This is a genomic window from Nocardioides agariphilus, from assembly GCF_015352445.1.
GTDB lineage: Bacteria > Actinomycetota > Actinomycetes > Propionibacteriales > Nocardioidaceae > Nocardioides > Nocardioides agariphilus.
Genome location: NZ_JADKPO010000015.1, coordinates 51,206 through 65,539, shown reverse-complemented (window position 1 = coordinate 65,539; position 14,334 = coordinate 51,206). Strand labels below are relative to the sequence as shown.

At 66.7% G+C, this 14,334-nt stretch carries 18 protein-coding genes; 14 read left to right on the top strand and 4 right to left on the bottom strand.

The features are described from left to right. The first annotated feature begins 5 nt into the window (after positions 1-5). The 8 genes from ISU10_RS12625 to ISU10_RS12590 all read left to right on the top strand — a co-directional run bounded on the left by ISU10_RS12625 (position 6) and on the right by ISU10_RS12590 (position 7,870). The gene (locus ISU10_RS12625) at positions 6-1,457 is read left to right on the top strand and encodes an SCO6880 family protein (RefSeq protein ID WP_194696759.1); all 1,452 of its coding nucleotides are present in this window, start codon (positions 6-8) and stop codon (positions 1,455-1,457) included. 116 nt (positions 1,458-1,573) lie between these two features. Then, the gene (locus ISU10_RS12620) at positions 1,574-1,924 is read left to right on the top strand and encodes an ArsR/SmtB family transcription factor (protein WP_194696758.1); all 351 of its coding nucleotides are present in this window, start codon (positions 1,574-1,576) and stop codon (positions 1,922-1,924) included. Next, positions 1,921-2,394: an SRPBCC family protein gene (locus ISU10_RS12615; RefSeq protein ID WP_194696757.1), complete on the top strand. Its 474-nt coding sequence runs from the start codon at positions 1,921-1,923 to the stop codon at positions 2,392-2,394. The genes ISU10_RS12620 and ISU10_RS12615 overlap by 4 nt, the downstream gene beginning before the upstream one ends. Before the next feature lie 272 nt (positions 2,395-2,666). Further along, positions 2,667-3,119, top strand: coding sequence for a hypothetical protein (locus ISU10_RS12610; protein ID WP_194696756.1), 453 nt, complete (start codon positions 2,667-2,669; stop codon positions 3,117-3,119). After that, positions 3,116-4,612: a putative type IV secretion/conjugal transfer ATPase gene (locus ISU10_RS12605; protein WP_194696755.1), complete on the top strand. Its 1,497-nt coding sequence runs from the start codon at positions 3,116-3,118 to the stop codon at positions 4,610-4,612. Before ISU10_RS12610 ends, ISU10_RS12605 begins: the two co-directional genes overlap by 4 nt. Further along, a complete protein-coding gene (locus ISU10_RS12600) occupies positions 4,609-5,694 on the top strand; it encodes an ArdC-like ssDNA-binding domain-containing protein (RefSeq protein ID WP_194696754.1) in 1,086 nt (361 codons plus the stop codon). Before ISU10_RS12605 ends, ISU10_RS12600 begins: the two co-directional genes overlap by 4 nt. Further along, a complete protein-coding gene (locus ISU10_RS12595; protein ID WP_194696753.1) occupies positions 5,691-6,155 on the top strand; it encodes a hypothetical protein in 465 nt (154 codons plus the stop codon). Before ISU10_RS12600 ends, ISU10_RS12595 begins: the two co-directional genes overlap by 4 nt. Further along, a complete protein-coding gene (locus ISU10_RS12590; RefSeq protein ID WP_194696752.1) occupies positions 6,152-7,870 on the top strand; it encodes a type IV secretory system conjugative DNA transfer family protein in 1,719 nt (572 codons plus the stop codon). Before ISU10_RS12595 ends, ISU10_RS12590 begins: the two co-directional genes overlap by 4 nt. A gap of 392 nt (positions 7,871-8,262) precedes the next feature. Here the strand turns inward: ISU10_RS12590 and ISU10_RS12585 are convergent, their stop codons facing one another. The 4 genes from ISU10_RS12585 to ISU10_RS12570 form a co-directional block, all read right to left on the bottom strand. Beyond that, a complete protein-coding gene (locus ISU10_RS12585) occupies positions 8,263-9,039 on the bottom strand; it encodes a hypothetical protein (protein ID WP_194696751.1) in 777 nt (258 codons plus the stop codon). 143 nt (positions 9,040-9,182) lie between these two features. Then, entirely contained in the window at positions 9,183-9,695 is a 513-nt protein-coding gene (locus tag ISU10_RS12580) for a hypothetical protein (RefSeq protein WP_194696750.1), read from the bottom strand. A gap of 85 nt (positions 9,696-9,780) precedes the next feature. Next, entirely contained in the window at positions 9,781-10,359 is a 579-nt protein-coding gene (locus ISU10_RS12575) for an ImmA/IrrE family metallo-endopeptidase (protein WP_370865284.1), read from the bottom strand. Further along, entirely contained in the window at positions 10,356-10,733 is a 378-nt protein-coding gene (locus tag ISU10_RS12570) for a helix-turn-helix domain-containing protein (RefSeq protein ID WP_194696749.1), read from the bottom strand. Before ISU10_RS12570 ends, ISU10_RS12575 begins: the two co-directional genes overlap by 4 nt. A 151-nt stretch (positions 10,734-10,884) precedes the next feature. On the opposite strand from ISU10_RS12570, the gene ISU10_RS12565 reads away from it, so the two are divergent. The 6 genes from ISU10_RS12565 (at position 10,885) to ISU10_RS12545 (ending at position 14,328) form a co-directional block, all read left to right on the top strand. Beyond that, a complete protein-coding gene (locus tag ISU10_RS12565) occupies positions 10,885-11,145 on the top strand; it encodes a multiubiquitin domain-containing protein (protein ID WP_194696748.1) in 261 nt (86 codons plus the stop codon). Further along, positions 11,120-12,283 carry a ThiF family adenylyltransferase gene (locus ISU10_RS12560; protein ID WP_194696747.1) on the top strand — a complete coding sequence of 388 codons (1,164 nt, stop codon included), beginning with the start codon at positions 11,120-11,122 and terminating at the stop codon, positions 12,281-12,283. Before ISU10_RS12565 ends, ISU10_RS12560 begins: the two co-directional genes overlap by 26 nt. After that, positions 12,280-12,678 carry a ubiquitination-like system serine protease family protein gene (locus tag ISU10_RS24135; protein ID WP_370865281.1) on the top strand — a complete coding sequence of 133 codons (399 nt, stop codon included), beginning with the start codon at positions 12,280-12,282 and terminating at the stop codon, positions 12,676-12,678. Before ISU10_RS12560 ends, ISU10_RS24135 begins: the two co-directional genes overlap by 4 nt. Positions 12,679-12,949: 271 nt before the next feature. Continuing rightward, the gene (locus ISU10_RS12555; protein ID WP_194696746.1) at positions 12,950-13,363 is read left to right on the top strand and encodes a single-stranded DNA-binding protein; all 414 of its coding nucleotides are present in this window, start codon (positions 12,950-12,952) and stop codon (positions 13,361-13,363) included. Between the two features lie 12 nt (positions 13,364-13,375). Continuing rightward, entirely contained in the window at positions 13,376-13,912 is a 537-nt protein-coding gene (locus ISU10_RS12550; RefSeq protein ID WP_194696745.1) for a hypothetical protein, read from the top strand. A gap of 116 nt (positions 13,913-14,028) precedes the next feature. Further along, the gene (locus ISU10_RS12545; RefSeq protein ID WP_194696744.1) at positions 14,029-14,328 is read left to right on the top strand and encodes a hypothetical protein; all 300 of its coding nucleotides are present in this window, start codon (positions 14,029-14,031) and stop codon (positions 14,326-14,328) included. Positions 14,329-14,334 lie beyond the last annotated feature (6 nt).

The following is a 14,334-nucleotide window of genomic DNA, read 5'->3' as shown; positions in this document are numbered from 1 at the left end:
CCGCAATGAGCACGTCGAGCAACGCCGAACCGTCGCTCACGCCGATCAAATTCTCCCGGCTCACGACGCGCGGGATCCTGCTCGGACTGTCAGGTTCGCAGCTCGTGATGGCGAGCCTCGCCGCGGCGAGCCTGATCCTCGGGCTCTACCTGGGCACGGTGATCATGACGTTCCCGTTCATCCTCGTCTTCGCTGTGCTCGGGTTCGTCGGTGTCGGCGGCCGGAAGATCGTCGAATGGGGGCCGGTCGGCGCACGGTGGCTCTGGCGCTCCACCGGAGGTCAACTCCTGTACCGCCGCCGGGTGATCAAGCCGCGCCCGGCTGGAACGCTCGCGCTGCCGGGAGACGCCGCGCGTCTCCGGCAGTGGGTCGATCCCGAGACCGGCGCAGTCATGGTCCACGACCCACACGCCGCCACCCTGACCACGATCATCGGTGTCTCCCACCCAGCGTTCGTGCTCCTCGACCCGGCCGAGCAGGAGCGTCGAGTGGTCAGCTGGGGTCGCGTGCTCGCTACTGCCTGCCGATCCGGACGTCTGGCATCACTCCAGGTCATGGAGCGCACGCTCCCCGACTCCGGCAAGGGCCTGGCGGACTGGTGGGATCAGCACGGCAACTGCACCGAGACGTGGGCGTCGACGACGTACGGCGAGCTAATCGACCGCGCCGGTCCCGCCGGCGAGCGGCACGCGAGCACCATCTCGATCTCGCTCGACATCAAGACCGCTGGCCGCGCTATCCGGGCCGCAGGCGGCGGGAATCGCGGTGCTGCCGCCGTACTCCGTCAAGAGATGGCGACGATACTCGCTGCCCTTCGGTCCGCTGACCTCTCCCCCTCTGACTGGCTCACGCCCGGCGACCTCGCGCTGATCCTGCGCTCGGCATACGACCCAGCTGTCGCTGGCGCGTTGGAGCGCCACGGCGCCGTCGGCCGCGACCTGGCCACCGCCGGCCCTGTCGGCGTGACTGAGTCCTGGGGCAGCCTCCGCAGCGACTCCTCGCACCACTGCGTGCTATGGATCAGCGAATGGCCCCGCTCGCTGGTCTTCCCCGGCTTCCTCGCACCGCTCCTCCTTTCCTCCGGAATCCGGCGAACCTTCTCGCTGCTCTACACACCGATGCGCACCGACCGCGCCGCGCGAGACATCCGCAAGAAGAAGACCGAGTACATCTCGGATGCGGCCCAGCGGCAGAAGATCGGGCAGATCGAGGATGCCCAGCAGACGGCTGAGTACCAGGACGTCCTCCAGCAGGAGGCAGACCTGACGGCCGGCCACGGCGTGCTGCGGGCGACCGGCTTCGTCGCGGTCAGCGCGAGCGATCCCGACGAGCTCGAGCGCGCTGTCGCCGCCATCGAGCAGGCAGCCATACAAGCGTCGTGCGAGACGCGGCGGCTCTGGGGCCAGCAAGCTCAGGCGTTTGCGGCCGCGGCGCTACCGCTGTCACGTCCGCTGTAACTGGATCTGCCAAATTGCTGCCGCGCGGCGGACGCGTCTTCCGGAATTAGCCGATGACAGTGCTTGCGTCAGAGCCGTTGACGAAAGGCATTCATAAGTCGTAGCTTCTGTTCGTCATGACTTATGAAGCCGATGAAGCATGGACTGTCCTAGCCGACCGGACCCGGCGAGCCATCGTCTTGGAACTGGCCGAAGGAGAACGCACCGTCGGCCAGCTCGCCGACGCGCTCCCCGTAAGCCAGCCCGCGGTGTCCCAGCACCTGAAGGTGCTCAAGCAGGTGGGCATGGTGACCGACCGCGCCGAAGGCACTCGACGCAAATATCGGCTCAACGAGCACGGTGTGGCCGCATTGCGTGACCAGCTCGACACGTTCTGGCGAAGAACGCTGGAGGGCTTCCAGCAGCAGATGAATGAGAACACCAACCACGACAAGAACGAACTCCCCGACCAGGAGGAAGACCGATGACCCAGGAAGCCGTAGTCCAGCGCAGCATCGTCGTGAACGGCACCCCCGAGCAGGCGTTCGAGGTGTTCACGCGGCGGTTCGACGCCATCAAGCCCCGAGAACACAACATGCTCGGCTGCCCGATCGTCGAGACCGTCCTCGAGACCCACGTCGGCGGTCGCATCGTCGACCGAGGCGAGGACGGATCCGAGTGCGCTTGGGCGCGCATCCTCGCCTACGACCCGCCTAGCCGCCTCGTCTTCAGTTGGGACATCGGCCCGACCTGGCAATTGGAGGAGGACAACGACAACAGCAGCGAGGTCGAGGTCAGGTTCGTTCCCGACGGCCCCGACCGAACCCGCGTCGAGCTCGAACACCGCCATTTAGACCGCCATGGCGCCGGTTGGGAGTCGCTGCGCGACGGCGTCGCCGAAGAGCAGGGCTGGCCGCTCTACCTGGAGCGCTACGCGGCCTTGGTGCCAGCCGCGTAGACGCTACGCCGTGGCGGACGCGGCGAAGGTCCTCGGAGGTTCGCGGCACGCTGGCGTTGCCGAGCAAGCGACCGAGATCCTCACCGACACCTGGTTCCAGGTGCGCGGTGCATCAAGTCCTGCGGGCTCGGACGCTGGCGCTCGAGTTCCACGAGGTTCAGCCTCGTGCCGGCCTCATTGCCCGACTATCCACGACGACCAGGGGTCCCCTCGGGGAACGCTTCAGAAGGTCACAGCACCGGCTCAGCACCCGGCGACGCGGCGGAGGTCACGTGTACCTCATCGATGGGAAAACACCCTCGACCGAGGAGCCACCGATGCCGACCTTCAACGACCCAGTCGCCGACGCTGACGAACTCCGGGAAGCAGTCCGCGGCCTCGCCCACGCGACGCGCTCGATCGAGGATCCGACCTCGATCTATGCCGTACTCGGGTCCATCAGCTCCGCGCTCGCGTCGCTGAGCCAGTCTCTGCACCAGCTCGGCCAGTTCCACGATGGGCCGACTCGCAAGCAGGCATGGATGAACGGCGATGCCCACGCCGGGCGTGCAGCTTCGTACCGGGAATCCTGGGAACTTCATCGCGCCGCCGAGATGATCCATCAGGTTGCCGAATGCGTGGACCGGGCGCACGAGATCGAGGCGACGATCGCCTACGACATCCACGACTACCCGTCATTCGCACCGGTCCAGCGCTCATCGCGTCAGCCAGGGATGTCGCTGTGACCGGGTGGCAGGACGGTCGCCTGCATTCCGCCGTCCTCGTCTCGCCAGGCCGGGAACGGCGGCACGATCGCAAGCTCCGCGAGGCGGCCGCGCGAGAGCTCCTGTCCGCTGACCGCGAAGCCCGGCGCGCAGAGGTGAAGCGCAAGGCCGAGCAGCTTTCCGATGAGAAGCGGGCGACCGTGACACTCCCCCTCGCCGGCGAATCGGGACCCGCCGCCCTCCGGACGCCCGGACGATTCCGAGTCCCACGCCATCAGGACACCTCAGCGACCCTGGCGGGCGCATACCCGTTCCTCGCCGAAGGCGGTCTGGGCAGTGAGGGCGTCTTCGTCGGTCAAGACCTGTACTCGGGCAGCTCGTTCGTCTACGACCCCTGGATCCTGTACGCCCGGGGTCTCATCACGGCACCGAACCTCGTCCTCGCCGGCATCGTCGGTTCCGGCAAGTCCTGCCTGGCCAAGAGTCTCTACACGCGATCCATCCCGTTCGGTCGCCGGGTTTACGTGCCCGGTGACCCCAAGGGCGAGCACACGGCGGTTGCGGAGGCCGTGGGTGGCCGAGCCATCGCGCTCGGCCACGGGATGTCCAACCGGCTCAACCCGCTCGACGAGGGCCACCGCCCCTCCGGTCTCGACGACCTGCAATGGGCCGGCCAGATCGCCTCTCGCCGCCGCGACCTCGTCGGCGCGCTGGCCGAGACCGTGCTCGACCGACGCCTCAGCCCGCTGGAACACACCGCGGTCGACATCGCGATCGACCGCACGGTCCGAAGCTCCGACGTACCCGTCCTCCCGACGGTCGTCGACAGGCTCCTTGCACCCGACCGCACCGACGACCCGGACGGACGCCTCACCGAGGACGGCCGACTCGTCGGGCACGCCCTGCGCCGGCTCGTTGCCGGCGACCTCGCAGGGCTTTTCGACGGGCCGTCCACCGTGGCATTCGACCCGACGCTGCCGATGATCTCTCTCGACCTCTCCCGCGTCACCGAGAACGCGACCCTCATCTCAGTCCTGATGACCTGCGCGTCGGCATGGATGGAGTCAGCGCTTCTGGACCCCGCCGGCGGCCAGCGCTGGGTCGTGTACGACGAAGCTTGGCGGCTCATGTCGCACCCCGCCCTACTCCGACGCATGGACGCTCACTGGCGACTCGCGCGCCACTACGGCATCGCGAACATGCTGATCTTCCACAAGCTCAGCGACCTCGACAACGTCGGTGACCAGGGGTCGGCGATGCGCGCGCTCGCCTCCTCCCTGCTCGCCAACGCCGAGACGCGGATCGTCTACCGCCAGGAGTCGGACCAACTCGGCGCCACCTCCGCCGCTCTCGGGCTCACCGGCACCGAACAATCCCTCATCCCCACGCTCGGCACCGGCCAGGGCTTGTGGCGGATCAAGCACCGCTCGTTCGTCGTGCAGCACCAGATGCATCCCGCCGAACTCGATCTCTTCGACACGACCGGACGGATGACAGGACGGCCGTCGTCATGACCACTCAGGTCCGGGGCCGGGCTCGAGCAACCCGCGAGGCCAAGCTCGAAGCGCTGCAACAGGAGCTGACAGAGTCAGTCGCTGCGCTGGTCACTGGCGAAGACTGGAAGCGAGCGCTCACCTTCGCCGCGCAGTTCCGTTCCCGCAGCTTCAACAACGCGATGCTGATCTACGCCCAGCACTACTCCGCGTTCAATGAGGGACGCGTATCCGGACCAACGCCGACGTACGTCGCCGGGTTCCACCAGTGGCTATCCCTCGGGCGCCAAGTCGTGAAGGGCCAGCACGGTTACGGGATCCTCGCGCCGGTCACCGCCAGGTTCGCCTCCGCGCGCCCGTCGGACGCGGCGTCGTGGCGTCGCCTGTCGCGCGGCGAGAAGCCACGTGCCGGGGAGTCGGTGAGGTCAAAGCTCGTCGGCCTCAAGCCCGCCCATGTATGGGACGTATCGCAGACGGCTGGCGATCCCGTGCCTGAGTTGCCCCGCCCGACCCTGCTGCACGGCCAGGCACCCGCCGGCCTCTGGGACGGTCTCGCCGATGAGATCACCGCGCTCGGGTTCGAGCTTCGGCTGGTCTCGTCCGCGGCTGCGATCGGTGGCGCCAATGGACTGACCGATCTTCTCGCCCACGAGGTCTCGATTCGCATGGACATGGACGACGCCGCCCAGGTGAAGACCCTGGCCCACGAGCTCGGACATGTCCTTCTCCACGCTCCTCGGGAGAACGTGACCTCCACGGATCTCGCCGCTGACGCAACCCTGCACCGCGGAATCGCGGAGGTCGAAGCAGAGTCGATCGCCCTAATGGTCGGCGCCGCGCATGGGCTCGACACCTCGTCCTACACCGTGCCTTACGTCTCGACGTGGGCGGCGAGCGTGCCCGGCAAGAATCCGGTCGAGGTCGTCCAGTCGACGGCTGAGCGGGTAAGGACCACCGCGCTCGGGGTCCTCGAGAAGCTCGACACCCAGAAGGTCGGCGACGGCAACCCGCCCGGTCTCGATCGAGACACACTCAGCCGCCGACCTGGGGTGGCTCCTGCCATCACCGGCACGCGTCGCGATGAATCGGTCCTCGGGCTATGAAGGTTCCAGTCGTCCTCACCACCGTCCGCTTCGACATCGACACCGATGGCCAGCTCGAGGTCAGCGTCGACGGCCAACCGCATGCCGGCGATCGGACTCTGTCTCGCGACGACCTCCGCTCGATCGTCCACGAGGTCACTGCGAACCTCGGTACCGCCGTTCGCGTCGAGGTCCATGAGGCTGATGGCACGACGTACTCGGACATCGAGACTCCCGCGGAGAGCGCGGTTCCCGCAGCCGCGGAGCCCGTGCCGGAGACAGCTTCACCGGCACTTGCCGGCGCCGGCTTCCGCCCAGGCGAACAGGTCGCTCTCGCCTACGTCGTGGCACGCCAGGAAGCCGATGCCAATGGCAATGCCGCCATCACTCTGCCACCGGGGCTGTTGGCCGCAACACGTCACGGGTTGGTGCTCCTCGGTCTGACCTCGCTCACGGTCGCGCCAGTTGAGGCGCAGGCATGAACTCTCGTGCTCGCAGCGCGGACGACGAACTCGTCAATCTTGCTCTGATTGGTCTCATCGCACTCTGCGGCCTAGCGCTTGCCCTCGGAGCCGCCGGAGAGGTCGCCGCCCTCCTGTCCGGTGAGCCGCGTCCCCGCGGAGGTATCGCCACCGGGCTTCGGGTCCTCAGTGACCCCGGGCACCCCGGCACGGCGCTCGGCACAGCCGGCCTGTCGGCCTCGGCGTACTGGCTCGTCGTCGCAGCCATGCTCACGCTGGTCGGTAGCGCTGCATGGGGCGCCTGGGCCTTCATCGCCCGACTACGTCACCGCAGCGGGCACGATCCTCACAAGATTCAGGGCGTCGCCACCCGTCGCGACGTCGACCTGGTGGCGTCAAAGAGGGCGCTCGTACGCCGAGGCGAGACGCTTCGGCCGTCGATCAGACGTCCGCGGCCGGAGGATGTCGGCTACCTGCTCGGGCGCAGTTGCGGCCGAGAGATCTGGGCTTCGGTCGAGGACTCGATCCTGGTCATCGGGCCACCCCGATCTGGCAAGGGCTTGCACCTCGTTATCAACGCGATCCTCGACGCGCCCGGTTCCGTCGTCACGACGTCGACCCGTCCGGACAACATCGTCGCCACCATCAACGCACGGCAGGAACGCGGACCCGTAGCGGTGTTCGACCCGCAGCACCTGACCGCAGGACTGCCGATCATCGACGGGACCGGGGTCCGCTGGTCCCCCATACGCGGCTGCGAGCAGCCGCTCACCGCGATGATCCGAGCAGCCGGGCTCGCATCGACGACCGGACTCTCCGCCGGCGGCGTCGAGTCCGGTGGCTTCTGGGAAGGCAAGGCCAGGTCGGCACTACAGTCGCTCCTCCACGCCGCCGCTATCGAGCGACTACCTACACGCACTCTCTTCGAATGGTCGCTGTCGCCGTCGGCCGCGACCGATGCGGTCGGCATCCTCGCCAGCCGACCCCAAGCTGCGCCAGGTTGGGCGGATGCTCTCGACGGGATGATCAACGCTGACCCGCGTACCCGAGACTCGATCTGGATGGCGGTGAGCCAAGCTCTAGCGTGCCTGGCTGATCCGGCTGTGCTCGATGCCGTCAGTCCCAACCCGGACGAAGCCTTGGACCCACGCGACTTCCTTGTGCAGAACGGGACGCTGTACTTGCTGGCGACCGGCGCAGGCGCTGGCGCTTCGTGGCCCCTCGTAGCCGCCCTTATGGAGGACCTCACCGAAGTCGCTCGGCACCTCGCGGCCGGCTCCACCGGCGCCCGGCTTGATCCCCCGCTCCTTCTGGCGCTCGACGAGATCGGCAACCTCGCCCCGCTCCCCTCCCTGCCGGTTCTGATGGCCGAGGGCGGCGGCACCGGCATCACGACGATGCCCGTCCTCCAGTCGCTCTCACAGGCGCGAAGCAAGTGGGGTGACCACGCGGCCAGCACGATCTGGGACGCCTCGATCGTGAAGGTGATCCTCGGCGGCGCAACCGCGTCGAAGGACCTCCAGGAGCTCTCCGTACTCATCGGCGAGCGTGACGAGCGGTCCGACACCGTCACGATCAGCGACTACGGCAGTCGCTCCCTACAACGGTCGAGCCGACGTACGGCGGTCATGCCGCCCGAGCGCATCCGCACGCTCCCGTTCGGTACCGGCCTGATCCTGCTCCGGAGCGCCCCGCCCATCGTGACGAAACTCCGCAGGTGGACGAGCCGGCATTGAGTCACATGCCCCGCACCAACGGCCCCACTATGACGCGGCGCCGCGACTTCCCGTTCTCGATCAGTTGTCCGCTCGGGTGGACCTAACAGGACATTGCCAAACCCTGCCCTGCGCCTCTCAACCGGCTGAGCGTCAGCCAGCCGCAGATCAGGGGGGCGCGATCGACGAACGACAGGCGGCCAAACCCAGGCAGAAGCAGGTTCGCCTGTCGCCACGTGAACAGGATGAACTCGTCGAGCCCTACCGCGCCGGGACGCTGCGGCGGGAGCTCGCGCAGGCGTATGGAATCCACCGCGAGCCGGTGCAGGCGACCATCGGCGGCACTCGCCAGCCCTGTGATGCGCCTTCGCCAGCAAGCCACCGAATGGCTGAGCCGACTTGCCGTTGGCCTGCTACCCCTCGGCGCGCTGAGGAGCCGACTCTGCAGCCTCGAGCGGCACACTGGCCGCGAGAAGTCGCCCCAGGCCTTGGAGGATTGCGGGGTTGCTGGAGAGGATCTCGGCGACGCGCTCGGACCGTTCCTGGGGCGAGAGTTCAGCGAGGCTCTGCTGCCATGCGAGGGTCGCCGCGTCGCCGTCCTCGATGTGCGCACTCGCGATGGCCTGCCAGAGCATCTGCTGGGCATCCTCGCGTGCGAGCCACGTCTGGAAGAGTTCCTGGAACTGCTCGCTGGTCACGCTGATCGTCGGCTGGCTGGGAACGGTGGCCATTTCCTGCGAGGTCGCATCGTCCTGCTCTCCCGACTCGGACGCGTTGGCTGGCAGCGCCTTCGTGGCCTTGCGCTCTTGGCGCTTCTGCCGGAGCTCTTCGCGCTTTGCCTTCACCGCAGGGACGACACGAGTCTTGAACCAGTGGGCGACGACGGGCTTCAGGACTTCATACAGGTCCTCGATGACCCGGTTCAGGAAGTCAGCCCTGGCCTGTTCGGATGGGGTGAGTTCACGTCGCGGGGACTCCACATACTCGGTGACGTAGACGACTTCCGGCTCCTGATCCAGTTCCGCGTCGGCCGCGTCCTTCAGGCGGATCTCGACGTGTCCAGGGCCCTTGTCGGTGGACTTGGGCGTGAAGCCACGGCTCCAACCCTCAGTCTTTCGAGAGTTTGCCAGTCGCTCGCCCTTCGGGATGCGAACGACAGCATCGACCTCGCAGTAGTCCTCGTCGGCCATGTGCCCCCCGTCGGCGCTCGGTGCTCCCCCTGCACCCAAACGGCCAGGAGGTCTCTATAGAAGAGACTCGCTGTAAGCGTAGCTGCGGCGTTCGACAGCTGCGGCGGTTTGGATGAGCAGCGGCACGTGATGGCTCGGCGCCGTCAGAACAGCGGGTCCCTACCCTGAGCAGCGCGGATCTCGTTGCACGTCGCTCGTACCGAGTCCGAGACCTCGGAGTCGAGCATGAGGTAGGCATCCCCGCTGGCACCCAACGTGCCCGAGCCCTTCTCGCGGTAATGCTCACCGCAGAGGCTCGCACCGCCGCGTCGGTCGCCCACCGTAATCACGGCGTCGTAGCGGGCCGGCAGGTAGCAGAAGTCGCATTCGGGGAGCTCGGTCACCACGCCAACGGTGCCGAGACGCGGATTAACCAGGAGCTCCTCCTCGTCGGCAAGATCATTTGCGTGCGCGAGTTCGTGCAGTACGTGTGCGTCAGGAGGCGGCACGAGGTTACCGCCCGGATCGGCCGCCGGCCACGCCATGGCGTGCAGGTTCACGTGGTCGAGGGCCTGCGTGAAGACAGCCGCCAGCAGCTGGTCGCCGCTCAGGCCCGGCGGGACCGCGATGAGTTCGTCTGGGAGCCGGAGCAGCGGGTCAGGGAGTTCGGGAGGCACAAGGCCAGTAGGCCAGCCGCAACGACTCGGTGTCTACGAAGCGGAACTATCGGCGCAATCCGGCGCTGTGCCGACCTGCGCGCGTTCAGCCCGACGCCCGGCGACCGTTGGCAGCCCGCTGGGCGATGATGCGCGCACCCGTGGCGTTCATGCGCCAGCGGGCCAGCTCAGGGCTGACGCCGAAGCGCAGGGCCACCTCATCGTCGGTTGCCTTCTGGCGCGCGAGCCGCTTGGCAGCCTCGAAGGGGATCAGCAGCTCCCCCGAGATCTCGGCGGCCTCGTCCTCCTGTACCTTGTCAGCGGTTCGGCAGCCGCGCTCGTTCACCAAGCTGGTGCCGAACTTGTGCTCCCCGACGACGTGGGCCATCTCGTGGCCCATAGTCGAACGTCGCCTGGCCAGCGGATGGGCGTCATTTTCGACGATGACCGCGCCGGTGCGGTGCGGTAGCAACGCACCGGAGAAGACGTGCGGCCGGACGTTGTGGAAGTGCTCGCGGATGGCGTGGTTCAGCGGCAGCAGTCCGAGCGCCACGACGCGCACGCCGTAGAGCTCGGCCAGCTGCCAGGGATCGAGCGCGTCCATGGGCTCGAGACCGAGTTCAGCGCGCACCTCACCGGCCAGCCTCTTGCAGGCGGCCTTGTTGATGGTGCGCTTGCCGGTCACGCCATCTCCTCCCGAGTGGCATGCATGTGCTTGACGGTCGCCCGTATGACCTCTTCAAGGTAGGCCACGTCTTTGTCGTCCAGGTCCTGACGCGCACGAAGCAGCGGAGCGAGCTGGGTAACCAAGTCCGGTTCGGACTGACTCTCCGATGTGGCGTCCCCGTCGATCATGAAGGTCTCGGCCGGCATCTTCAGCCAGCGCACCAGGGTGACGAATCCGTCAGCATCCGGTCGCTGCTCGTTCCCGAGACGCGAGAGCAACGACGGGCTGGTGCCGATCTCTTTCGCCAATTGTCGCCACGACCATCCCCGCGCGGTCCGCTCAGCATCGAGCGCGGCGTAGAGCCCCGCGGTGTCGATCTTCGTCTTGGCCATCTAGGCCTCTCACTAGAAGTGTCGGTGGTGCCTGCCAGTGTTGCACTGTCGACGCACTGCTTGTAAGTCGACGCGCAGTGTTTTAGACTCAGAGCACCGTTTCAGATGCGAGACACAGTAAGCCGGCCCTGCCGGAGGACGGAGTAGCACCATGACTGCAACAGATGCAGCCCACGCCAACACGAAGGTCGTCACGATCACCGTCAACACCAAGCAGCACGAGTGGACCGAGAAGAGGATCAGCTTCGAGCAGGTCGTCGAGCTCGCCTTCCCCGGCCAGCCGTACGATCCGGCGGGCACCCTCGTCGAGTACAGCCGCGGCCACGGGCCGGACCACGCACTGCGCCCCGGCAAGGACGTCCAGGTGAAGGACGGGATGGTCTTCGATGTCGAGCCTGCCAATCGCTCCTGACGAGCAGATCGCCCGGCTCGTTGATGACGGCTACGACATGGTGCTCGAAGGTGGGCATCTTGTCGTACGCCGGCTGCCCTACGTCGGACCATCGGGGCTGCGAACTGACGGACGACTGGTGCTCCCCGTGAACTACACGGGCGGCGTGGTCACGGATGCAACCGACCATCGGATCTGGTTCGCCGGCGAGGAGCCGCGCGACGAAAAGGGAGCAACTCTCGCGAGCGGTGGCCAGGCTCACGGATTCGGGACCAACGAGTCGGCCGAATACATGCTGTCGTTCAAGCCACCGAGCGGCGCCTACGTCAGCTTGTCCGAGAAGATCCGACAGTACGCACGCATCCTGCTCAGCACTGCCCGGCACTTCGACCCTTCCGTCACCGACACCCCAGGCGGGTCCTTTCAGGTCGTGCCCGATGACCTGCCGCTCGTCTACCCCGACACGAACACGACTCGAGCGGGGTTGACGACGCTCAACAACCGCTTTCGGGGCCACACCGTCGCCATAGTCGGTGTCGGCGGTACTGGCAGCTTCATCCTCGACCACGTCGCCAAGACCTGGGTCGACCACATCATCCTCATCGACGGTGATCACTTCGACACTCACAATGCCTACCGTGCGCCCGGCGCAGCAGCGGACCAGACTGTCCGCTCGAAGCCCAACAAGGCCGAGCACTTCGCCCGTGAGTACTCGCGGATGCACACGGGTCTCACCGCCCACCCTGTTTCGCTCACCGCCGACAACCTGAACCTGCTCGAAGGTGCCACCTTCGTCTTTCTCGCCGCCGCTGACGCCGAAGCCAGGCCTGAGATCATGCGCTGGCTGCGAGACCACGGCGTGCCGTTCATCGACGTGGGCATGAGCTTTCGCGAAGGCGAGGGTGGCCTCACTGGCATGGCAAAGGTGACGTCCTACATGCCCGGCGACGACATCGCCTTGCCGACCGCGCCTGCCATACCGCCAGGTCAGGACGACTACAGCAGCAACGTGCAGATCGCCGAACTGAATGCTCTCAATGCCGCGCTCGCCATCATCAAATGGAAACGCTACCTCGGCTTCTACGCCACTCACACGGCGTCGAACCAGACCGTCTACAAGCTGTATCTCAATGAGCTGCGGAACGGGGACGCCGAATGACCCGGATCGATCACTACACGATGCAGTGCGTCGAGTCTTTTCCAACTCCATTGAAACCGGGCGTTCTCTACGTCTCCCTCAGCTACTCGACCTCCGGGCACACCTGCCCCTGCGGCTGCGGTCGAGAAGTTGTGACCAAGCTGTCGCCAGCCCGCTACAAGATCATTTTCGACGGAGAAGTGTCGCTGAGGCCATCTGTGGCCGCGACCGGTCTACCGTGCAACTCCCATTACTTCATCACTCGCGGAGAGGTCGACTGGCACGCCCAACTCGACCCCGCGCAGAAGGCACGGGCACAAGCTTCTGATCGCCGTGCCGTTGAAACTCATCGCGCTCCGGCTGAGCAAGCGCGGCCCAACTGGTGGGGGCGTCTCTGGCGCCGCAGGAAAGGCTGACAGAAGCCGTCGACCCACTACACCAGGCGCCTTCGGGGTCGTACGCGGTCTCGTCACGATGCCCCGAGAACACGACTGATCACATCGTTGGGGCAGCCGAGCAGCTGGAGCGTATGGGCACGCACCATCCAGGTCTGGACCTTGCAAAGTCCGCAATTGCCGCGGTGAGTGCATCACTCCGTGAAGGACGCAACGGAAGTCTGCTGTCGTGGCCATCGCACCTTTCTCCTGAGCGCGGCGCACCGGGCGCCGCCGGAATCGGGAGTCAAGGATGTCCATCCCAACCCAGATGAGCCTGGTCGGTTTCATCGCCTCAGCACCCGAACTGCACTTCACCAAGGCAGGCGCTGAGTGCTGCCGCATGCGCGTCGGCATCGAGCAGTGGCGCAAGGAGGTCGACGGCGGCTTCACGAAGCTCGACCCGACCTTCCACGACATGGTCGCCTTCGAGAGCACAGCCCGCGAGACCTACGCCCGCTTCCGCAAGGGCGACTCGTTCGTGGCCAGCGGCTACGTCCACGAGTACGAGGTGGACGGCCGCGAGGGCAGCGTCATCAAGGAAGAGTTCGTCGCACGCAAGATCGGCCACAACGTCAACAAGACCGACTACGTCGTCCAGCGCGGCCGGCACGGCGCGGAGCGGTCGCTGACCGCGGTCCCGCAGCCTCCCGCCGTCGGCCTCTGATGGCTTGCGGCGATGAGTCCGTATCCGGACGAGCCCGACGACCCTGACGGCTACCGCAGCGTGACTGAACTCCTGGAACGACCGCCGGTTCCAATCAACTGGAACCTTTTGGACGCGGAGCAGGCCGAGATCGAGTGGCACGACCTCGACTTGTGGGTCAAGTGGCTCAAGAGCACGTTCGGGCTCTCGCCAAACATCGTGCCCCCGTACTGGCACCGCCACGACGAACTCGTCTGGGAACTCTCGGCGCTGCACTGCCACTGGCTCAGCTGCTACCACGAGTCCGCCTCTCCCTCTGCACCGATCAGCTGGATGCGGGAGTTCGCCGAAGCCCGAAGCCGGCTGCGGGACTGGGTCTCGATCTGCGGTACCCGGCTCGACCGCGACCGCCCAACCAGGCAGACCACCTGGCCCGGCGAACTCCCCGCTGACGCTGGCGGAGAGATCGAGATCCGAGACCGCAACAAGGACTTCGCCGACTTCGTCCGCGAAGACGTTATGCGCCGACGCCGGATCGAGGCAATCGCGAACCAGCAGCTCATTGGGTGAGCCGGATCTGCGCCATGGCCGAGTCGCCCGAACTTTCGTCCACAGCATCCGCGACGCCACAGGCCGGGCCGCAATCACCGGCGCACGGTCGATACCCGACCCCCGAAGGAGGGAACATGCTTCTCCCCCACGCACAGACGCTCGCGCAAGCCAGGTCGTACGTCGCCGCCCTCGCCGACCGGGCGCTGACCATCGATGCGTCGTCCGCGTACGAGCGGGTGCTGCTAGAACTCGACGGCGTCCACGGCGACGATTGCCCGGCACTCGACACTGAGGACCTCACCGACGACCGCGACATCCTCCTCGCCGTCGCGAGCGACGCCGTGGAGCAGCTCGAGAACTACGGAGTCGACCCTCTGTCGGTCGAGCTCATCCTGGCGCTGCTCGTTGACGCGCACGACCTGGACATAGGCTGATGTACG

What these genes read in the sequence shown, in the direction of transcription:
- ISU10_RS12585 (WP_194696751.1), bottom strand. Translation starts at nt 9,039, where the DNA reads ATGGCCGACGAGGACTACTGCGAGGTCGATGCTGTCGTTCGCATCCCG.
- ISU10_RS24135 (WP_370865281.1), top strand. Translation starts at nt 12,280, where the DNA reads ATGACCCGGATCGATCACTACACGATGCAGTGCGTCGAGTCTTTTCCA.
- ISU10_RS12550 (WP_194696745.1), top strand. Translation starts at nt 13,376, where the DNA reads ATGAGTCCGTATCCGGACGAGCCCGACGACCCTGACGGCTACCGCAGC.
- ISU10_RS12545 (WP_194696744.1), top strand. Translation starts at nt 14,029, where the DNA reads ATGCTTCTCCCCCACGCACAGACGCTCGCGCAAGCCAGGTCGTACGTC.
- ISU10_RS12570 (WP_194696749.1), bottom strand. Translation starts at nt 10,733, where the DNA reads ATGGCCAAGACGAAGATCGACACCGCGGGGCTCTACGCCGCGCTCGAT.
- ISU10_RS12600 (WP_194696754.1), top strand. Translation starts at nt 4,609, where the DNA reads ATGACCACTCAGGTCCGGGGCCGGGCTCGAGCAACCCGCGAGGCCAAG.
- ISU10_RS12590 (WP_194696752.1), top strand. Translation starts at nt 6,152, where the DNA reads ATGAACTCTCGTGCTCGCAGCGCGGACGACGAACTCGTCAATCTTGCT.
- ISU10_RS12620 (WP_194696758.1), top strand. Translation starts at nt 1,574, where the DNA reads ATGACTTATGAAGCCGATGAAGCATGGACTGTCCTAGCCGACCGGACC.
- ISU10_RS12555 (WP_194696746.1), top strand. Translation starts at nt 12,950, where the DNA reads ATGTCCATCCCAACCCAGATGAGCCTGGTCGGTTTCATCGCCTCAGCA.
- ISU10_RS12595 (WP_194696753.1), top strand. Translation starts at nt 5,691, where the DNA reads ATGAAGGTTCCAGTCGTCCTCACCACCGTCCGCTTCGACATCGACACC.
- ISU10_RS12565 (WP_194696748.1), top strand. Translation starts at nt 10,885, where the DNA reads ATGACTGCAACAGATGCAGCCCACGCCAACACGAAGGTCGTCACGATC.
- ISU10_RS12560 (WP_194696747.1), top strand. Translation starts at nt 11,120, where the DNA reads ATGTCGAGCCTGCCAATCGCTCCTGACGAGCAGATCGCCCGGCTCGTT.
- ISU10_RS12615 (WP_194696757.1), top strand. Translation starts at nt 1,921, where the DNA reads ATGACCCAGGAAGCCGTAGTCCAGCGCAGCATCGTCGTGAACGGCACC.
- ISU10_RS12625 (WP_194696759.1), top strand. Translation starts at nt 6, where the DNA reads ATGAGCACGTCGAGCAACGCCGAACCGTCGCTCACGCCGATCAAATTC.